Here is a 17,816-nt window from a genome sequence, read left to right as displayed (position 1 = left end):
TGATCAATTCGATCGTGGACTGGTAGCAGCCGGAAGGCGGTGCCGAATGCCGCCTTCCGGCTGAACCTCCATCTCCACCGCCCCGGAGGCCTACTCCTTCTCGACCAGCGTCAGCACGTCGTACGTCGCCACGACCTCGTCGTCCTGGTTGGTCAGGCGGGCGTCCCAGGCGACCTCGCCGTAGTCGTCCGTGACGCGCGGGGTGATCCGCTTGGCCGTGAGGGTCACGCGGAACGAGTCGTCATAGGTGACGGGCGTGATGAACCGCAGGTTCTCCAGGCCGTAATTGGCCAGGACCGGCCCCGGTGCGGGCTCCACGAACAGGCCCGCGGCCCACGAGACCAGCAGATATCCGTGGGCGACGCGGCGCGGGAAGAACGGATTGGCGGTCGCGGCCTCCTCATTGGTGTGCGCGTAGAACGTGTCCCCGGTCGACTCCGCGAATTCCGTGATGTCCTCCAAGTTGACCTTGCGCAGGTCGGAGCGGAACTGGTCGCCGATGCGAAGTTCGGCCAGTGACTTGCGGAACGGATGCGTGCCGGTCCCGTTCTCGACGTCCTCGCGGGTCACGGTCTGCGCCGTCGCACCCCAGTGCCACATGCCGGTCACCCCGGTCAGCAGGTCAGGTGAACCCTGCACGGCCGTGCGTTGCATATAGTGCTTGACGCCACGGACACCGCCGAGCTCTTCGCCGCCACCAGCTCGACCCGGCCCGCCGTGGACGAGTTGAGGCATCGGCGAGCCGTGGCCCGTCGAGGTCTTGGCGTCGTCGCGGTCGAGGAAGAGCACGCGGCCGTGATGAGCACCGATCCCGGCAGCGAATTCGCCCGCGGTCAGGGGATCGTGAGTGCACACCGTGGCAACCAACGAGCCGCCCCCGAGGGCAGCGAGCTCCACGGCTTCCTCGATGTCGCCCGAATACCCCAGAACCGAGGTAACGGGACCGAATGCTTCGACGCTGTGCGCCTCGCGTGTGCGTGCATCGTCGAATTCGAGCACCGTGACGGGGAAGAACGCGCCCTCGGCCGGAACTGTATCCAGTGCGTCCGGTCCGCCCACGCGGACGGATCCGCCGGCGTCGACGAGCCTGCGCACGGCCTTGAGCACTTCTTCGCGCTGCTCAGGGGAGGCCAGCGCGCCGACCGTCGTCGCTTTGTCCCGCGGGTCACCGACGACGCCGCGCTCGGCAATGCGGGCCTCGAGCGCGTCCACGACCGGTCTGCGCATCCTGTCCGGAACGATGACCCGGCGGATCGCGGTGCACTTCTGCCCAGCCTTAGCCGTGATCTCGAGGACCACTGACTTGATGAACGCCGTGAACTCCGGGGAATCCTCGGTGACGTCAGGTCCCAGGATGGCCGCGTTGAGCGAGTCGGTCTCTGCCGTGAACCGGACCCCTCCCTCAATCACGTTCGGATGCTGGCGCAGCGAATTCGCGGTCGCCGCCGATCCCGTGAAGGCCACGTGATCACGCATGTCCAGATGATCCAAAAGATCCCGAGCCGAGCCGGAGATCAACTGGATCGACCCTTCAGGCAGCAATCCCGACTCGACCATGAGTCGCACGCATTTTTCCGAGACGTAAGCGGTCGGTGTGGCGGGCTTGACCACGGTGGGCATCCCGGCGATGAACGCCGGGGCGAATTTCTCGAGCATTCCCCACACCGGGAAGTTGAACGCGTTGATCTGCACGGCAACACCCGGCAGACGGGTGTAGATGTGCTCGCCGAGGAAGCTGCCGTCACCGGAGAGCTGTTCGACAGCGCCGTCGACGATCACATTGGCGTTGGGCAGTTCACGGCGGGCCTTGGACGAGAACGTGAAGAGCGTACCGATGCCACCGTCCGTGTCGATCAGATGGTCCTTGGCGGTTGCACCGGTCAGGTAGGAGACCTCGTACAGCTCATCCTTGCGCTCGTTGAGGTACATCGCGAGTTTTTTGACGATCAGTGCTCGTTCATGGATGGTCAGCTCGCCCAGAGACTTCTGGCCGTTCTCACGTCCGTATCGGATGACCTCGGCAGTATCGATACCGTCGGTGCTGACGCGCACCACGGGATCACCCGTCGCCGCATTGACGACGTCGACGGCTCGCTCCGGCTCGTCCGGGCGCCACCATTGCCCTCGCACGTAACTCGGCAATATCTCGGTGGCCTGGGTGGTTGTAGCCTCGTATCGGGTTTGGGTGGTCACGGGTGGATTCACTCCCTGCAATAAATTAGCCGAACGTTCGGTCAGTAATTAGTGTCAGAATAGCCCACGTCACAGTCGCGTGCCACAACGCGGCCCGGCACAAAGTCATGAGGAGGTCTCATTGGAGAACCAATCAGTCAACGCACAAGGCCAGGCAACCGGAACGGAACCGGATTCAACACGGCTGGTGGGCCGCATCGACCCGGGCGAACTCGACCACAAGCTCAACATCGAATTCGAGGAGCAGACGCCGGAACGAGTAGTGGCGACCATGCCGGTCGAGGGAAACCGCCAGGGACACGGAATCCTGCACGGCGGAGCATCAATCGCCCTCGCAGAATCGACGGGCTCCTGGGCGGCCGTGTTGCACGCCGCCCAATTCGGGAAGATCGCAGTCGGAATTGAGGTCAATGCTACACACCACTCCTCGGCAACCGAAGGCACCGTGCGGGCGGTTGCGACGCCGATCAAGCTGGGGCGCTCAATGACCAGCCACGAAGTCGTGATGACGCACGTCGAGACCGGTCGGCGTCTCTGCACCGTCCGGATCAGCAACTACCTCAAGCCAGCACCGGAAGGATTCTTCGACTGAGGCACGCCCAGACGTACCGGGCGTTGCGTGCATATCGGGCCCTGAGATGATCCGATGCGCACGTTACGTCCCGATATACGGGTCGAGGCGCTACTCGTACGAGTAGAAGCCTTTCCCGGTCTTCTTGCCCAGCTCACCGCGTTCGACCATGTCTCGCATGAGTTGCGGCGGACTGAAACGCGACCCCAGCTTGGACTCCAGGTATTCGGCGATGTCGAGACGCACATCCACACCCACGATGTCGGTCAGCGCCAGGGGGCCGACCGGATGCTTGTATCCCAGGGTCATCGCATGATCGATATCCTCGGGCGAGGCCACCCCCTCCTCGACCATGCGGATCGCCTCCAGGGACAGGGCAATTCCAAGTCGCGAGGACGCGAAACCGGGGGCATCGTGCACGGTCACCGGGGTCTTGTTCAGCCCGGCCACCCACTCCTGGGTATGGCCCTGCAATTCCTCCGAAGTTTTCTTCCCGACGACGACCTCTACGAGCTTGGAAGCCGGGACCGGGTTGAAAAAGTGCAGTCCGCAGAACCGTTCGGGACGCTCCAAGGTTTCGGCCAGCCCGTCCACGGACATCGAGGATGTATTGGTCGCGAGCCACGAATTCTCGCCCACATTCGACTCTGCCCTGCGAAGGGATTCGACCTTGAGATCCCAGATCTCCGGAACGGCCTCGATCACCAGCTGGCGGTCGGCAAAGGCGGAAGCATCGGTCGCGGTCTCCAGTTTCTTGGCCCACTCGTCGGCTTCTCCGCTGATCTTGCCGCGCTCGACGGAAGCCCGGATGTCTTTCTCGATGCGAGCTCGAGCGGCTTGAGCGGCTTCGTCATCGACCTCGACGACGGTCACTGCCGCACCTGAGATCAGGAACGCATGCGCGATCCCGGCCCCCATGCGGCCACCGCCAAGTACTCCTACGCGTTCGGGAACTTGCTGCTTGTCATGCGCGCTCACTTAGCTGCGCTCCTTCCTGCGGTCCAAGAAAGACTGCATACGGTCGAATTTGGCGGGAGATTCGAACAAGACCGCCTGGGCGAGCTCGTCAACGTATGGATGCGCCTCCCGAGGCATATGGAAGACGCCTTTGGCGATCCGGACCGCGAGCGGATCTTGCTTGGCGATTCGATCGGCCAGACCGTCGGCGGCTTCGAGCAGATCCTGCGATTCGTGAATTTCGGTAATGAGGCCCGCCCTGAGGGCCTCTTCGGCACTCAGCGTGCGCCCTGCGAACAGAAGCTCCTTGGCCAGCGGTTCTCCGGCGAGTTCCTTGAGCCGCCACATGGCCCCGGCGGCTGCCACGATGCCGAGGCCGGTCTCCGGCTGGCCGACCTTGATCTCGGGTGTCCCGATGCGAAAATCTGCGGCCCAGGCGAGCTCGGCACCGCCACCCAGGGCGTAGCCGTCGAGGGCCGCGATCACGGGCATCGGAAGGCTCCCCAATCTCTCGAAGAGCCGCGAATTGATTCCACGCAGTGCATCGTCCCGGCGCCGTTCACGCAACTGGGCGATATCGGCACCGGATGCGAAGATGCCTTTTCCGTTCACCTCGGTTCCGGAGAGGATCAGGATTTTCGGTTCGGATTCCAGGTGCGCGCAGACCCGGTGCAACTCGTCGATCATGGTCGCGTCGATCGCGTTGCGAACCTCGGGCCTATTGAGGCGAACGTGGAGTCGGTCTTCGCGCTCCTGGATGTCGATCGCCGTGAATTCACCGGTCAATTCCATGGTCTATGCCCTTTCGAGGAGGAGAGCGGCGCCCTGTCCGACGCCGATGCACATGGTCGCGAGGCCCCTGGAAGCACCCTCGCGCTCCATTCGGCCCAACAGCGTGATGGTGATTCGGGAGCCGGAAGAACCGAGAGGGTGTCCCAACGCAATCGCTCCTCCATCCCTGTTCACGAGGTCCGGATCCAGGCCGAGTCTACGGATCGAGGCGAGCGACTGAGTCGCGAAGGCTTCATTGATTTCTATGGCGCCCAGGTCCTCGACGCCCCAGCCGGAACGATCCAGGACCTTCTGACTCGCCGGGACGGGCCCGATGCCCATGATTTCCGGAGGTACACCGGCCGACGCACCATCCACAATCCGGGCGCGGACCTCCAACCCGTATTTTTTCACGGCTTTCTCGCTAGCGACGATAATCGCCGAGGCACCGTCGTTGAGGGCCGAGGAGTTACCGGCCGTGACCACGGATCCGCCTTTGACGACCGGCTTCAGCTTGGCCAGAACCTCGGTAGTGGTACCCGGGCGCGGGCCCTCGTCGGTCTCGACCAGACTCACCTCGCCCTTACGACCGGTAACTTTGACGGGCACGATTTCGTCCGCGAACCTGCCCGCCCGGATCGCCGCGTTGGACTTCTCCTGGGAGCGCGCCGCGAATTCGTCTGCTTCCTCGCGCGTGATTCCGTCCACGCGAGCAACCTCCTCGGCGGTCTCCGGCATCGAATACGTTGCCTTGCCGTTGCGGGACAAAGGACCGTCCACAAATTTCGAATTCACGAACCGCCAGCCGATTGAAGTATCGAAGACCTCACCGGGCTTGGAGAAAGGTTTGGTCGGCTTTTCCATGACCCAGGGCGCGCGAGACATCGATTCAACGCCGCCGGCGACCACGATCTCCGCGGCACCAGCCTTGATCATTTGGGAGGCGATCGTGATCGCGGACATCCCCGAGGCGCATAGCCGATTCACCGTCATCCCCGGCACCGAGTCCGGGTAACCGGCCAGCAACCAGGCCAAACGGGCCACATTCCGGTTCTCCTCACCCGCCCCGTTGGCGTTGCCCAGGATGACTTCATCGACGTCGGCCGGGTCGATTCCCGCTTCCTCGACGACGGTGCTGATGCACAGTGCCGCGAGATCGTCCGGGCGAACCGAGGAGAGGGAACCGCCGTATCGACCCACCGGAGTGCGGGCTCCACCGACGAGGAAGGCTGCGGGCATTTCGGGCATAAGAACTCCTGGTGGGACAGACTTAGAATTACTGACCATTCGTTCACTAATATCGCATCCGGTGTGACATGCGTCAATTCCACTCCATTCGCATCGTGCGCCAGGGTTACGGACTTTGACGGTCCGCAGTTCATCTCCCGCAATAGTCCCTCGCGAGTTGGAGCCCTTGCAGCACACGGGATTAACTGGAGGGGAAAACCATCCAGAGCGACTGAGAGACCTGGCTCGATGACGTCGCAGCAACCCATCTCCACGGTGATCTTTCGCTCTGCCCGCAGGCGGAGAGATCCTCCGCGGACGAGCACGGTGCTAACGCCAGGATTCGATGGAGTGATTGATTGTGACCTCGGCGCACTCGACGGAACGCGCGCAGGAAGCCGGGACGAAAGCGGCTTCGGTTCGGTTCCACGGCGTCGGAAAGTCATTCCCGGGATCCAGGCGCGGCGCTGCCGGGTCCGAAGTTCTCCGTGACGTGAACTTCACCGCGGAACCGGGGGAAATCGTCGCGGTCGTCGGCCCTTCGGGCTGTGGGAAGTCGACTCTTCTGCGTGCAGCGGCCGGACTCGACGCCGCGAGCGCAGGATCCGTCACGATTGACGGAACGCCAGTGCGCAACATCGATTCCCGGTGCGCCGTGGGATTCCAGGAACCACGGCTGCTACCGTGGCGTTCCATCACGGACAACGTTGCTCTCGGATTGCCGAAGAATGCGAGCAAGAACGGCGGACGCAGACGAGTCGCCGAGCTGATCGACCTTGTGGGTCTGGGAGAGCACGCGAGCCATCGCCCCGGGGAAGTCTCCGGGGGCATGGCGCAACGCGCGTCCTTGGCCAGGGCACTGGCACGCAACCCCAGAGTTCTCCTCCTCGATGAGCCCTTCGGGGCCCTGGATGCCTTGACTCGCCTGAAAATGCAGGATCTGTTGCTGGATGTTCATGGTCAGGACCCCACAACGGTTCTCCTCATAACCCACGATGTGGACGAGGCCCTGTACCTATCCGACCGCGTCGTCGTACTCGGCCGCACGGCACCGGGAGTACCGGCGGGGATTGTCGAAAGCGTTGAGGTCGGTTTGCCGCGCCCTCGTTCCCGGGAGGACGCGCAACTAGTCCGAATGCGCGGCCACCTCTTGGGTCTGCTGGGCGTGGACACCACCGCGCATGAGGCGTTTCGGGAAGTGTGACCCGCTGCGCCAACGAGGCCCGCGCCCATGGTTTCCTCGTTCATCCCCTCCTCGACTTCCTCGCAAGGACCCCAACCTCATGATCAACTTTTCCCGCCGAGACGCGGTGCGGGCCACCGGCCTCGGAGTCGTGGCATTCGCCCTGACGGGGTGCATGTCCGGCGAAGGCGCCGGACGCGGCGTCATCAACGCGGACGCGACCAGCAGCATTACCCTCGATTACGCGACGTACAACCCGTTGTCCCTGATTATTCGCAGGAAGGAATGGCTCGAGAAAGCCGCGGCCAATCTGGGGCAATCGGTCACGTGGCTCAAGTCGGCAGGTTCGAACAAAGCCAATCAGAACCTCATCGGTGCAGCTATAGACGTGGGGTCGACGGCGGGATCGGCCGCTCTTCTGGCGCGAGCGAACGGGGCTCCGCTCAAAACCATTGATCTCTTCTCACAACCGGAATGGTCGGCGCTCGTGCGCACGCCGGAATCGCCGATTCGACGGGTTGAGGATCTGGCAGGCCGGTCCGTCGCGGCGACGCTGGGGACGGACCCCTATTTTCTGTTGGTTCAGGCCCTCAAAGCTGCCGGCATGAGCACGGATGACGTCACGATCGTGAACTTGCAGCATGCCGACGGTCGGGCCGCGCTCGATACCCATCAAGTCGATGCGTGGTCAGGGCTCGACCCGATCATGGCGACCGCAGAAGACGAAGGCGGTGACGTCTTGTTCTACCGGAACCTGGAGTTCAACACGTGGGGCTTCCTCAACGCCCGGGAAGAGTTCCTGCAACAGAATCCGGAGGGTGCCCAGCTCGTCGTCGACGTTTATGCGTACGCCAGAGAGTGGGCACTGAAGAATCCGAGCGAGGCAACACGATTATTCGCCGAAGAAGCAGCAGTTTCCGGTGGGGTCGCTGAGAAAGTCTGGCAACGCACGCATTTGGACATCGATCCTGTGCCGGGCGAAGCTCAGCTCAAAGTACTCCGGAATGTTGCACCCATCCTCGTGGATTCCGGAGACGTCTCGGACCGCAAGGACGTCGACGACGCCGTGGCCAACATCATCGACAAGCACTACGCCGAGGCAGCGGACGCGCGTTGCGCGGCCACACGGATTGAGGGGAAGTAGAGCGTGAAATTCCTTCCGAGAAATCGTTGGGCCGTAGGCGCCCTGGGCTTGGTCCTGCCGTTGATCATGTTGCTGGTGTGGCATCTACTCTCCTCGACCGGTGTTTTCTCACCGATTCAGCTTCCGACGCCATCGGCCGTGGTCGATGCCGGGGTCGAGTTGGTTCAGCGCCACGAGCTGTGGCAACACGTGGGGATCTCGACGCAACGGGTAATCCTGGGGTTCCTCATCGGAAGCGCCCTCGGGCTGGTGATTGGTGCGTTGATCGGTCTCTCACACTGGACGAACGTCTTGGCCGGTCCGACCGTGGGAGCGGTGCGAGCCGTGCCGTCTCTTGCCTGGGTCCCCTTGATGCTGCTCTGGGTCGGCGTGGGCGAGAACTCAAAGGTCATTCTCGTCGCGATCGGCGCGTTCTTTCCCGTCTACACCACAGTCGCCGGTTCGCTGAAACACGTCGACCGCCAGCTGATCGAGGCCGCCCGCTCATTCGGGATCACTGGCCTACGACTTTTCACAACGGTTCAGCTTCCGGCGGTCATGCCGTCCGTGGTCTCCGGTCTCCGACTCGCCCTGGCCCAGGCATGGCTTTTCCTGGTGGCTGCAGAACTCGTAGGAGCTTCGATGGGCCTGGGCTTCCTGCTGACCGATTCGCAGAGCAACGGCCGAACCGACCGCCTGATTCTGGCGATCATTCTCTTGGCAATACTGGGCAAAATCACCGACGCCCTGGTAGGAATCTTTGAACGATGGACCCAACGCCGATGGGGCACCGCCCCGGCAGACGCGTAAAGGATCCGCAACGGATAGGAACGATCATGACTCTTCCGACAAATTTTGTCTTCTCGGACCCCCACAATCCGACTCCGAATCCCGCCACGATCTCCGACGCCGCCCGCGTTGATTTCTGGGAAAAACAGGCAGGACGCCTGTCCTGGGCCGAACCCTGGCACACCGCACACCGGTTCGAGAAGCCGCGGCCCATAGGCACTGACCAGGACGGAGCACCGGAGTTCAGCGTGCCCGAGATCGCCTGGTTCGAAGGCGGCAGACTGAACGCGGCCTATAACTGCGTAGACCGGCACGTCGAGGCGGGACGCGGCCAGCACATTGCCCTGTACTTCGAGGGCGAGCCCGGGGACCGGGAGGTCTACACCTACGCTCGGTTGCAGACGGAAGTCTCCCGTGCCGCGAATGCTCTGCTCGATCTCGGAGTCGAGAAAGGCGATCGCGTTGTGATCTATCTTCCGGTCATTCCGGAGACCGTCATCATCACACTCGCCTGTGCTCGGATCGGGGCCGTGCATTCGCTCGTATTCGGCGGCTTCTCCGCCGAAGCACTCAAATTCCGTGTCGAAGACACCGGTGCCAAGGTTCTGGTGACCACGGACGGTCAGAACCGAAGGGGCAAGGTCGTTCCCGTGAAGCAGAACGCCGACGAGGCCTGCGCGGGAGACAACTCCATCGAACACGTCGTGGTGGTCCGTCGGACCTCGCGTCCTGGCCGCAAGACACCCGCGGGTGTTCCGCTCTCCCCGTCCGACAAAGGCTTCCGTTCCAAGGACGAGCAAGCTGTGCCGTGGACGACGGGACGCGATGTGTGGTGGCACGACCTCATCGAGAGCGCATCCGATGTGCACGAGCCGGAATTCTTCGATGCCGAAACCCCTCTGTTCATCATCTACACCTCCGGAACAACCGGCCGCCCGAAGGGACTTGTCCACACGACGGGCGGCTACCTCACCCAGACGGCATACACTCATGCCCTGTTATTCGATCTCCTCCCCGAAACTCTGGACGAGGACGGAGAAGTCCGTCCGGATGAGCTTTCCGCGGAGAATGACGCGGGCAAAGTCGATTCCACGGTTCACTGGTGCACGGCCGATCTCGCCTGGGTCACGGCCCACACTTACGAGATCTATGGTCCGCTCCTCAACGGGGTATCCGAGGTGATCTACGAGGGGACGCCCAATACCCCGCATTTCGGTCGCCACTTCGAAATCATCGAACGATACGGCGTCACGAATTACTACACCGCCCCGACCCTCATCCGTTCCTTGATGGGCGCTTTTCCGCAAGGCCTTCCCGCGAGCTATAACCTCGCGTCCGTGCGGCTTCTGGGATCAGTCGGTGAGTCCATCAATCCGGAAGCCTGGCGATGGCTGCGCGACAACGTGGGCGCCGGTGAGGTTCCGTTCATCGATACATGGTGGCAGTCCGAGACCGGCGCGACCGTGTGTTCTCCGAGACCTCACGATCCGCAGTTCGCACCTGCCGGTTCGTTCTCGGACGATGCACCGCACACGCGGGTCAAACCAGGTTGCGCAACCCGGGCGGTTCCGGGGATTTCGACGCGGGTTGTGGACGAGTCCGGACAGGACATCGAGCCGTCGACCCAGGGATTCATCGTGGTGGACAAAATCGGTCCCTCGATGGCGCGCACCGTGTGGGGCAACCCTCAGCGGTACTTGGATTCGTACTGGAAACACTACGGCGACCGCGGTTGGTTCCTCGCCGGGGACGGCGCCAAGGTCGACGACGAAGGCGACACCTACATCCTCGGCCGGATCGACGACGTCATCAACATCTCCGGGCACAGACTCTCGACCATCGAAATCGAGTCGGCTCTGGTGACCCACGAAGCCGTCGTCGAAGCAGGTGTCTGCCCCGTCGAGGACGAGCTCACGGGGCACGCCGCCATCGCATTCGTGACCGTCGCCGGCAATCGGCCCCCGAATGAGAGTGAGCTCCGGGAGGCCCTGAGGGACCATGTGACCCGGGAGATCGGCCCCATCGCCAAGCCGAAGGACGTCATCGTGGTCAAGGACATCCCCAAGACCAGGTCGGGCAAGATCACCCGGCGCCTTCTCGGGGAGCTGTACCAGGGGCGGAAATTGGGAGATCGGTCTTCGCTTCAGAATGAGGAAGCGTTGGACCACATCGCCGAGGTGCTTACGCGACGCCAAACAGGCGAAGGGCCGCGCAGGTAGCCATCCCGAGGATCACGCAGATGAGAAGGGGAACTTTGACGATTGCGGCGATGATCCCGGCCGAAGTCCCGATGATGCGCGCCGGCCCGGCGACGTCCTGCCCCTCGAAGACCATGGTGGTCGCGGCGACTGCGCAGATCAGGACCACGGTGGCCCGGTCCATCCAGAGGCGAGCGGGCGTGGGTTCTTCGGTGTCCTCCTCCGTTCCGGACATCGAACCGATTCTCACGCCCACATAGCGCAGGATGTAGGTTCCGATGACCAGACCGGCCAAGGCGATCACAAAGGGAAGGGTGCTCATACTTCGCCTCCTTCGGCACTCGTGCGAGATGGGCGGATGTGGCCTTTGGCCCAGATGAATCCGGCCGCCGGAATCAGGATCACGAGCGACGCGACGGCTCCGAGCCCCAGGGGCAACACAGGAGTAGCCGAGATCGCGAGTATCGCTCCTCCGCCAGCGATGATTGCGACAAGCGGATTCTTGAGGTCCTGAACCACGAGGCAGAACAGAATGATGGGAAAGGCAGCGTCCAGGCCGAGGGCATCGGCGTCGACCACGGAACCGAGCAATTGGCCGAGTGCGGCGCCGCCTACCCATGCGGGAAACAGAAGTATGGCCATGACGACGAAATGCTGCCAACGGGCTTGACGGCCCCTCACCGATCGGGCAAAGGCGACGGTTTCGTCGTTGACCATGTGAGATGCCAGGAGTCGGCGCCAACCTCGGGGCACATACTCCCCCGCGCTGAGACCGAATGCGAAATTGCGGGAGTTGACCAAAAGCCCTCCCAATACCGCGAAGATCGGGGCTCCTCCCGCAGCGATCACGCCGACGAAAGTCAGCTCCGCCGCGCCACTGGTTGCCAAAGCCGCCAAGAGAACGGTTTGCCAGATCGCGAATCCCGAGGATTGCGACAGCGCACCGTAGGAAAGCCCCACCGCACCGAGGGTCAGGAAGATCGCCATCGCATTGCGACGCTGGGTCGGCGCCACGGTATCAGAGAATAACCGCGAGACCGTTCTATAAATCGAACGCATGGTTATTATGGTGCATCCTTGCCTAAACGTTCGTCAAGAAATACGAACGTCCAATATATTGATGATATGAACTTCGACGTCGAACTCCCCGACTCACGCGACACCGATGGGCCCGAGGAACCGGATGCGCAAAAACTGCGCATGGCGCAGGCACTCCAACGAGAGAGAGCCAGGCACGGTCTCAGCCTGAGCGAGGCGGCCAAGCGGGCCGGCGTCAGCAAGTCGACGCTCTCTCAGCTAGAGGCCGGATCGGGGAACCCCAGCGTCGAAACCATGTGGGCGCTGGCCACCTCGTACGGGGTGCAGCTGGCACAACTGCTCGACCCTCCCCGCGGCCGCATCTCCCTCGTGAGACTCCAGAATCTGCCTCAACTCCCCTCCTCGAATGCGAGCTATTCGGCCGCGCTTCTTTCCGCAGGCCAAGTGGGAGTGCGGCGCGATGTCTACCTCATCAGCGCCGAACCCGGCCGGGCCCGGGAATCCAGCCCCCACCCCACGGGAACCGTCGAACATATCGTGCTGGCAGCAGGAAGGGCACGGGCGGTTTGCGACGGAGAGGAAGCCGTGCTCAATCCGGGTGACTTCCTGACGTTCGCGGGCGACGTCGAACACAGTTTCGAGGCACTCGAGCCGGGCACGCGTGCGGTTTACGTCATCGACAGTTGATCGCTGTCCCTTCGCCAGTAATGACGTTCGCTACTGTTTGAGGACGGTGCCACTGCAAGCCGACGTCACCGCCGTGAACGGCCGCTGCTCACGTGCGCAACGACGCCCGCCGCACAATAAGCTCATCAACTGAGCCATGCCCCGGCGAGCAAGTTCGAATCTTCCCGGGGCTGAATTCCCGGACAACACAAAGCCCGCATCCGAAACCGGATACGGGCCTTTGGCGGTTCGGGGAACGAATCTCAGAAATCTTCGGAATCGACGAACTGATTGCCGTCCCAATGGTGTTCCCGCTCTTGGCCGTCTTCTGAATACGTCATGGTCGGTTCCCCAGAGGGGTCGATATGCAACGATGCATTTTTGAAAGGGTTGGTCCCGCTGGGCATCGAATCATAGGAGTTGTATCCCTGATCGGTCGGGGTGAGTACCGTTACCCCGCCGTTGTAGCTGAGGTAAACGTTGCCATATTTGTCCACATTGGATCCGTTTTCGAGATTCCACACATCTGAGTTGGCCTGATCAACCGGTCTGGCGCCGAACCACAGAAGCTTTTGATTCGGATCCTCCACGTAGCCGACGGCCTTGTCATGTTGGTACAGGGCATAAGCGGCATTCCCTGCCGGCGAGCCGTTGTCGTCGGCGCGCTTGTTCCAGTACGGGATCACTGTCATCGGGCCGAACGCAGGATGTTGAACCTCAATGGTTCCGCCTTTTATGCAGGAACTCGCGCAAGGATCATCGATGACTTCCAATTGCCGGTGCTGGCCCGTGGATCCACTCGACGGGCTTGCCTCACCCGATGCGGAGCCCTCCGACGGCTCCGGCGAAGAGGTGTTCGTCTCAGCGGGCAGGCTGGCCACGCTGGAATCACTGGTTGCTCCTGTGCAGCCCGAAAGGATCGGCACGGAGAGAGAAACCAACAGCATGCCGACACCAGCGGTCCTGTATTTCGACGGAGCCACTGTCCCACATCCCTAAATCCATAACCGACCAGTGATAACGCTTATATTGAGAATTTCAAGCAGTTACCGGTAAGTCAACGGGTTTACCCCAGATTCGGCAGGAATCCACTGTCTGAGACGCCCCGGAATGGAATTCTAATAACCGAGTTTTGCGTTCTCCAGAACAGGGATCGATTTTTCTGCTTGCTCGACCACGCCCAGATCCAGTTCGAGGACCTGCAATTCTTCTGCCTCGCCGAACGAGGCAATAACGTGACCGAAAGGGTCTGAGACGATGCTGTGTCCGACACCGGTCGGAGCCTTGGGATTGACGTTGACACCGGAGACCTTCGGGTCGGCCTGATCCACCGCGACGACGATCGTGTTGCTGTCCAGGGCGCGGGCACGAGCCAGGGTTTCCCATTGCTCCACCTTGCCGCTTCCGGCGGCCCATGACGCGGCCACCAAGGAAACCTGTGCGCCCTTGCGAGACAATTCGGCAAACAGCTTGGGGAACCGGATGTCGTAGCACAGGGACAAACCCACCGAGACTCCGCCGATGTTGACCACGAGTAAATCATTTCCAGGTGCCACGTCGTTGGACTCCGTGAAGCCGAACGCGTCGTACAGGTGAATCTTGGCGTAATCGAGTCTCTCGCCCGAAGGCGTGTACACGGCCAGGATGTTTTGTACTTTGCCGTCCTCGGCAGGAGCGAATTCGCCAGTCACCAGGGAGATCTCTTGTTCCGCGGCGAGCCACTGCATTTCGGTCTTCCACATCTCGGCATGTTCGGTCGCTGCCGCGAAGAGGTCACTGCCGAAAGCAGTCATGGTAGCTTCCGGGAAGACGACGAGTTCCGCGCCTTCTTCGCGAGCGCGGCGCGTGCAATCCTGCACCTTGCTCAGGTTTTCGCTGACAATCTCGCTGCTGTTGATCTGCGCGATAGCAATTTTCATGCTGGCTCCTTACGGATAACGTCCTGCCTTCGAGCTTACGGCCAACGCCGACGAGGGGGCGCGCCTGGTGTAAGCAGCAATCTGTTTCTGCACCTGCGCACAGGCGGTGACTGCTCCTTAGTCCAACAAGCTGCGCAGGATGTGCGCGGCGCCGTCGTCGTAAACCGACGAGGTGACCTCGGAGGCGACGTCGATGACTTCCTCCGGCGCCTGTCCCATGGCGACGCCGCGAGCGGCCCATTCGAGCATCTCGATGTCATTCCGGCCGTCGCCCATCGCAATGGTATGGGCAGGGTCGACGCCGAGATTCTTACGGATCTGTTCGAGGGCAGATGCCTTGGAAACTCCGTGAGCCGCAATATCCAGCCAGGGAGTCCAGCCCACCGAGTAGGTCACACCGTGCAGGCCTACTTCGTCGATGATTTCGGCGAAGGAGTCGATGTCCGTTTCGGACGAGAAAACCACCACGCGGACGGCTTCCATGTCGAGGATTTCCTCGAGGGAAACGGTCTGCGCCTCCATGCCGAAGCTCCGGTCCTGGAAATGGGCTGTCGAGAAGAACGACCCATCAGCGGCCTCGAGAGCAAATTTTGCGCCGGGCAGTTTTTCGTGGAGAGCGGCGAGCGCCTTGGCCGGCCTGAAGGTCACGGCGTCGACGATTTTATAACCGTCCACGTGTTGCTTGCCGATTTCGAGTGTCACGCCGCCGTTGGAGCTGACCGCGTAGCCGGACTCGATGTCGGCGAGTTCCACGATCGGCAAGGTCGCACCCTTCGAACGGCCGGTCGAGACCACGATGTGGTGCCCTTCCTGGGCAACGGATCGAACGGCTTCCTTGACGTCTTCTGACATGTGACCGTCGTGGTCCACGAGGGTTCCGTCGACGTCGAGGGCCACCAGGTATTTCACCCCTGCTTCTTTGTGCCAGCGCACCTGCACCGGCGGGTGAATTGTTTCTTGAGTCATTATTTCCATACTTTCATCTGATCCACCCGTTATAACGGGTATGCACCGATTCAGCGAATTCGCGATGAATCGGCGGTTAAGAATTCTCGTTAAATTGGGACGCCGCCCGACCTAGCCCAGGTTTCACCCCTGAGGAGCGACACGACGGGCAAGTTCGGACGGCGGCCGATTGCTGGACTATTTCTGCCCAACCACTGGGATGACCTCGAGCCCGCCCATATAGGGGCGCAGCGCTTCGGGGATGCGGACCGATCCGTCCTTCTGCTGGTGAGTTTCCAAGATCGCGACCAACCAACGCGTTGTAGCCAGCGTGCCATTGAGGGTAGCGACCGTCCGGGTTCCGCCCTTTTTCGTCTTGCCGTTGGCGGAGACCACGTCCGGCTTGCGCTCTCGAATGTTCAGCCGCCGGGCCTGGAACGTCGTGCAATTCGAGGTCGAGGTCAATTCACGGTATGTGCCTTGGGTGGGAATCCACGCCTCGCAATCGAACTTCCTCGCTGCCGAAGAACCCAAATCGCCGGCCGCAGTATCGATCACACGATAGGACAGGCCGCACTTGCCCAGCATTTCCTCTTCCCAGGCCAGCATTTTCTCGTGCATGCCTTCCGCTTCTTCTACGGGGCAGTACACAAACATTTCTGCTTTGTTGAACTGGTGTACGCGAATGATGCCGCGGGTATCCTTGCCGGCGGATCCGGCCTCACGTCTGTAACACGTGGACCACCCGAGATATTTCCGGGGTCCGCCGTCGAAATCGATGATCTCGTCCGCGTGGTAACCGGCGATCGCGACCTCGGATGTTCCCACGAGGTAAAGATCGTCCCGCTCGAGCCGGTAGATCTCGTCGTCGTGCTTGACGTTGAAACCAGTCCCAGCCATAGTCTCGGGACGGACGAGGGTCGGGGTAGTCAGCATCGTGAAGCCGGCCTTGGTGGCTTGGTCCAGTGCCATCCACAGCAAAGCCTGTTCGAGGCGAGCGACCGCACCTTTCAAGAAGTAAAAACGCGCACCGGAGACTTTGGCTCCTCTGGCCATATCGATGCCGTCGAGGAGCTCCCCGATCTCAAGATGATCCCGCGGTTCGAAGCCTTCGGAAGCGAAATCCCGGGGCTCGCCAACCGTTTTCAAGGTGACGAAGTCGTCCTCGCCACCGGTGGGGACGCCGTCGATGATGAGGTTCTCCATGCGGGAGAGGAGTTCGTCCTGAGCTGCCTGGGCTTCGTTCAAGGCATTTTCCGCGGCTTTGACCTTCTGTGAGAGCTCTTTGACCTCGGCCAGCAGGGCATTTTTCTCCTCGCCAGTGGCCTGGGAGACCTTTTTGCCGAAAGACTTCTGTTCCGCTCGCAGTGATTCGAAATCACTAATCGACTGCCGACGATTGGCGTCAGCTTCGAGGATGTGGTCCACGAGCTCGACGTCGGATTGGCGGGCACGCTGAGAAGCCCGAAACAGGTCTGGATTTTCGCGCAGAAGATTAATGTCGATCACGCCCCTTAACCTACCGCAACGCTCGCGAGGTTCCCACGTCGGATACATCGCTGTGGATAACGGTGACCCGAATTGGACACCCGATACGGTAGGCCCATGACGGAATTCGACACCATCCCAACGCCTCCAACCGACTTGACCGCGCCTACGCTTACGGGCACGTCGGTCCAGCTTGAACAGCTTTCCCTCGATCATTGCGAGGATCTTCAGGACGCAACCCGCGACGGCGAACTGTGGAACCTTTGGTACACCTCGGTTCCCCGACCGGAAGGCGTCGAATCAGAGATCCGCCGGCGTCTGGAGCTCCAGCGAAACTGGGCCATGATCCCTTTCGCAGCCCGTCGTCTCGCCGACGGCAAAATCACTGGCATGACAAGCTATTACGATCTTGACTGGAGCGCGCCGAGGGTCGATATCGGATACACCTGGAATGCCGCGTCGACGCAACGGACCGGGATGAACATCGAGTCGAAGAAACTCCTGCTCACCTATGCCTTCGAAACCCTCAAGTGCATCAGCGTGCGCTTCGAAACCCATAAACTGAACCGACAGTCCCGACGAGCGATCGAGGATTTGGGAGCGCAACTGGACGGCGTGCTGCGCAACGATCGGCGTATGGAGGATGGTTCGATCCGGGATACCTGCAGTTATTCGATCGTGCGCGACGAGTGGCCCGCGGTCCGTAATCAGTTGGCTCACCGGATGAATCGCGCTCAGGACCGGTAAC

The 17,816-nt window shown here is 61.7% G+C and carries 17 protein-coding genes and 1 riboswitch; of the genes, 7 read left to right on the top strand and 10 right to left on the bottom strand.

What is annotated here, in order from left to right; genetic code table 11:
- Positions 1 to 90: 90 nt before the first annotated feature.
- Positions 91 to 2,193: a phenylacetic acid degradation bifunctional protein PaaZ gene (gene paaZ, locus EWR20_RS02255; RefSeq protein WP_129358585.1), complete on the bottom strand. Its 2,103-nt coding sequence runs from the start codon at positions 2,191 to 2,193 to the stop codon at positions 91 to 93.
- A 187-nt stretch (positions 2,194 to 2,380) separates the two neighbouring features.
- Between paaZ and EWR20_RS02250 the strand changes: the two genes are divergently transcribed.
- The gene (locus EWR20_RS02250) at positions 2,381 to 2,785 is read left to right on the top strand and encodes a PaaI family thioesterase (protein WP_129359402.1); all 405 of its coding nucleotides are present in this window, start codon (positions 2,381 to 2,383) and stop codon (positions 2,783 to 2,785) included.
- A 90-nt stretch (positions 2,786 to 2,875) separates the two neighbouring features.
- Here EWR20_RS02250 and EWR20_RS02245 read toward each other — a convergent pair whose 3' ends face one another.
- From EWR20_RS02245 to EWR20_RS02235, 3 genes are read right to left on the bottom strand one after another with little or no spacing between them, the layout of a single operon-like run.
- A complete protein-coding gene (locus EWR20_RS02245) occupies positions 2,876 to 3,742 on the bottom strand; it encodes a 3-hydroxyacyl-CoA dehydrogenase family protein (RefSeq protein WP_255411234.1) in 867 nt (288 codons plus the stop codon).
- Entirely contained in the window at positions 3,743 to 4,513 is a 771-nt protein-coding gene (locus EWR20_RS02240) for an enoyl-CoA hydratase/isomerase family protein (RefSeq protein ID WP_129358583.1), read from the bottom strand.
- A gap of 3 nt (positions 4,514 to 4,516) precedes the next feature.
- A complete protein-coding gene (locus EWR20_RS02235; protein ID WP_178946252.1) occupies positions 4,517 to 5,731 on the bottom strand; it encodes a thiolase family protein in 1,215 nt (404 codons plus the stop codon).
- Between the two features lie 204 nt (positions 5,732 to 5,935).
- Positions 5,936 to 6,072, top strand: a riboswitch (SAM riboswitch).
- An 8-nt stretch (positions 6,073 to 6,080) separates the two neighbouring features.
- Between EWR20_RS02235 and EWR20_RS02230 the strand changes: the two genes are divergently transcribed.
- The 4 genes from EWR20_RS02230 to EWR20_RS02215 all read left to right on the top strand — a co-directional run bounded on the left by EWR20_RS02230 (position 6,081) and on the right by EWR20_RS02215 (position 11,033).
- On the top strand, positions 6,081 to 6,923 hold the full coding sequence (locus EWR20_RS02230; protein WP_129358579.1) for an ABC transporter ATP-binding protein: 843 nt from the start codon (positions 6,081 to 6,083) through the stop codon (positions 6,921 to 6,923).
- 79 nt (positions 6,924 to 7,002) lie between these two features.
- Complete coding sequence (locus EWR20_RS02225; protein WP_129358577.1) at positions 7,003 to 8,046, top strand: aliphatic sulfonate ABC transporter substrate-binding protein; 1,044 nt, start codon at positions 7,003 to 7,005, stop codon at positions 8,044 to 8,046.
- A gap of 3 nt (positions 8,047 to 8,049) precedes the next feature.
- Positions 8,050 to 8,835 (top strand): ABC transporter permease, encoded by a 786-nt coding sequence (locus tag EWR20_RS02220; protein WP_178945328.1) that lies wholly within the window; start codon positions 8,050 to 8,052, stop codon positions 8,833 to 8,835.
- 26 nt (positions 8,836 to 8,861) lie between these two features.
- On the top strand, positions 8,862 to 11,033 hold the full coding sequence (locus EWR20_RS02215; protein WP_129358575.1) for an AMP-binding protein: 2,172 nt from the start codon (positions 8,862 to 8,864) through the stop codon (positions 11,031 to 11,033).
- On the opposite strand, the gene EWR20_RS02210 is transcribed toward EWR20_RS02215, so the two are convergent.
- The gene (locus EWR20_RS02210) at positions 10,996 to 11,334 is read right to left on the bottom strand and encodes an AzlD domain-containing protein (protein ID WP_129358573.1); all 339 of its coding nucleotides are present in this window, start codon (positions 11,332 to 11,334) and stop codon (positions 10,996 to 10,998) included. The genes EWR20_RS02215 and EWR20_RS02210 overlap by 38 nt on opposite strands.
- Positions 11,331 to 12,071, bottom strand: a complete 741-nt coding sequence (locus EWR20_RS02205) for an AzlC family ABC transporter permease (protein WP_129358571.1) — start codon at positions 12,069 to 12,071, stop codon at positions 11,331 to 11,333. The genes EWR20_RS02210 and EWR20_RS02205 overlap by 4 nt, the downstream gene beginning before the upstream one ends.
- Before the next feature lie 66 nt (positions 12,072 to 12,137).
- Here EWR20_RS02205 and EWR20_RS02200 point away from each other — a divergent pair, with 66 nt between their 5' ends.
- On the top strand, positions 12,138 to 12,737 hold the full coding sequence (locus EWR20_RS02200; protein WP_197964447.1) for a helix-turn-helix domain-containing protein: 600 nt from the start codon (positions 12,138 to 12,140) through the stop codon (positions 12,735 to 12,737).
- A 242-nt stretch (positions 12,738 to 12,979) separates the two neighbouring features.
- On the opposite strand, the gene EWR20_RS02195 is transcribed toward EWR20_RS02200, so the two are convergent.
- From EWR20_RS02195 to serS, 4 genes are all read right to left on the bottom strand, one after another.
- Positions 12,980 to 13,699: a hypothetical protein gene (locus EWR20_RS02195; protein WP_129358569.1), complete on the bottom strand. Its 720-nt coding sequence runs from the start codon at positions 13,697 to 13,699 to the stop codon at positions 12,980 to 12,982.
- Between the two features lie 135 nt (positions 13,700 to 13,834).
- On the bottom strand, positions 13,835 to 14,635 hold the full coding sequence (locus EWR20_RS02190) for a carbon-nitrogen hydrolase family protein (protein ID WP_129358568.1): 801 nt from the start codon (positions 14,633 to 14,635) through the stop codon (positions 13,835 to 13,837).
- Between the two features lie 117 nt (positions 14,636 to 14,752).
- Entirely contained in the window at positions 14,753 to 15,601 is an 849-nt protein-coding gene (locus EWR20_RS02185) for an HAD family hydrolase (protein ID WP_129358566.1), read from the bottom strand.
- Between the two features lie 177 nt (positions 15,602 to 15,778).
- Positions 15,779 to 17,089 carry a serine--tRNA ligase gene (serS, locus tag EWR20_RS02180; RefSeq protein WP_129358565.1) on the bottom strand — a complete coding sequence of 437 codons (1,311 nt, stop codon included), beginning with the start codon at positions 17,087 to 17,089 and terminating at the stop codon, positions 15,779 to 15,781.
- A 96-nt stretch (positions 17,090 to 17,185) separates the two neighbouring features.
- Between serS and EWR20_RS02175 the strand changes: the two genes are divergently transcribed.
- Complete coding sequence (locus EWR20_RS02175; protein ID WP_129358564.1) at positions 17,186 to 17,815, top strand: GNAT family N-acetyltransferase; 630 nt, start codon at positions 17,186 to 17,188, stop codon at positions 17,813 to 17,815.
- The last annotated feature ends 1 nt before the right edge of the window (position 17,816 follow it).

Origin of the sequence: Rothia uropygioeca (assembly GCF_004136585.1) — a bacterium.
Taxonomy (GTDB): Bacteria; Actinomycetota; Actinomycetes; order Actinomycetales; family Micrococcaceae; genus Rothia.
The sequence above is the reverse complement of the archived record's forward strand: the minus strand, read 5'-3'. Positions and strand labels throughout refer to the sequence as shown.

Excerpts from the sequence above, each read along its gene's own strand:
- EWR20_RS02175 (WP_129358564.1), top strand. The coding sequence starts at position 17,186 with ATGACGGAATTCGACACCATCCCAACGCCTCCAACCGACTTGACCGCG.
- EWR20_RS02240 (WP_129358583.1), bottom strand. The coding sequence starts at position 4,513 with ATGGAATTGACCGGTGAATTCACGGCGATCGACATCCAGGAGCGCGAA.
- EWR20_RS02190 (WP_129358568.1), bottom strand. The coding sequence starts at position 14,635 with ATGAAAATTGCTATCGCGCAGATCAACAGCAGCGAGATTGTCAGCGAA.
- EWR20_RS02225 (WP_129358577.1), top strand. The coding sequence starts at position 7,003 with ATGATCAACTTTTCCCGCCGAGACGCGGTGCGGGCCACCGGCCTCGGA.
- EWR20_RS02210 (WP_129358573.1), bottom strand. The coding sequence starts at position 11,334 with ATGAGCACCCTTCCCTTTGTGATCGCCTTGGCCGGTCTGGTCATCGGA.
- EWR20_RS02205 (WP_129358571.1), bottom strand. The coding sequence starts at position 12,071 with ATGCGTTCGATTTATAGAACGGTCTCGCGGTTATTCTCTGATACCGTG.
- EWR20_RS02185 (WP_129358566.1), bottom strand. The coding sequence starts at position 15,601 with ATGACTCAAGAAACAATTCACCCGCCGGTGCAGGTGCGCTGGCACAAA.
- EWR20_RS02235 (WP_178946252.1), bottom strand. The coding sequence starts at position 5,731 with ATGCCCGCAGCCTTCCTCGTCGGTGGAGCCCGCACTCCGGTGGGTCGA.
- EWR20_RS02200 (WP_197964447.1), top strand. The coding sequence starts at position 12,138 with ATGAACTTCGACGTCGAACTCCCCGACTCACGCGACACCGATGGGCCC.
- EWR20_RS02215 (WP_129358575.1), top strand. The coding sequence starts at position 8,862 with ATGACTCTTCCGACAAATTTTGTCTTCTCGGACCCCCACAATCCGACT.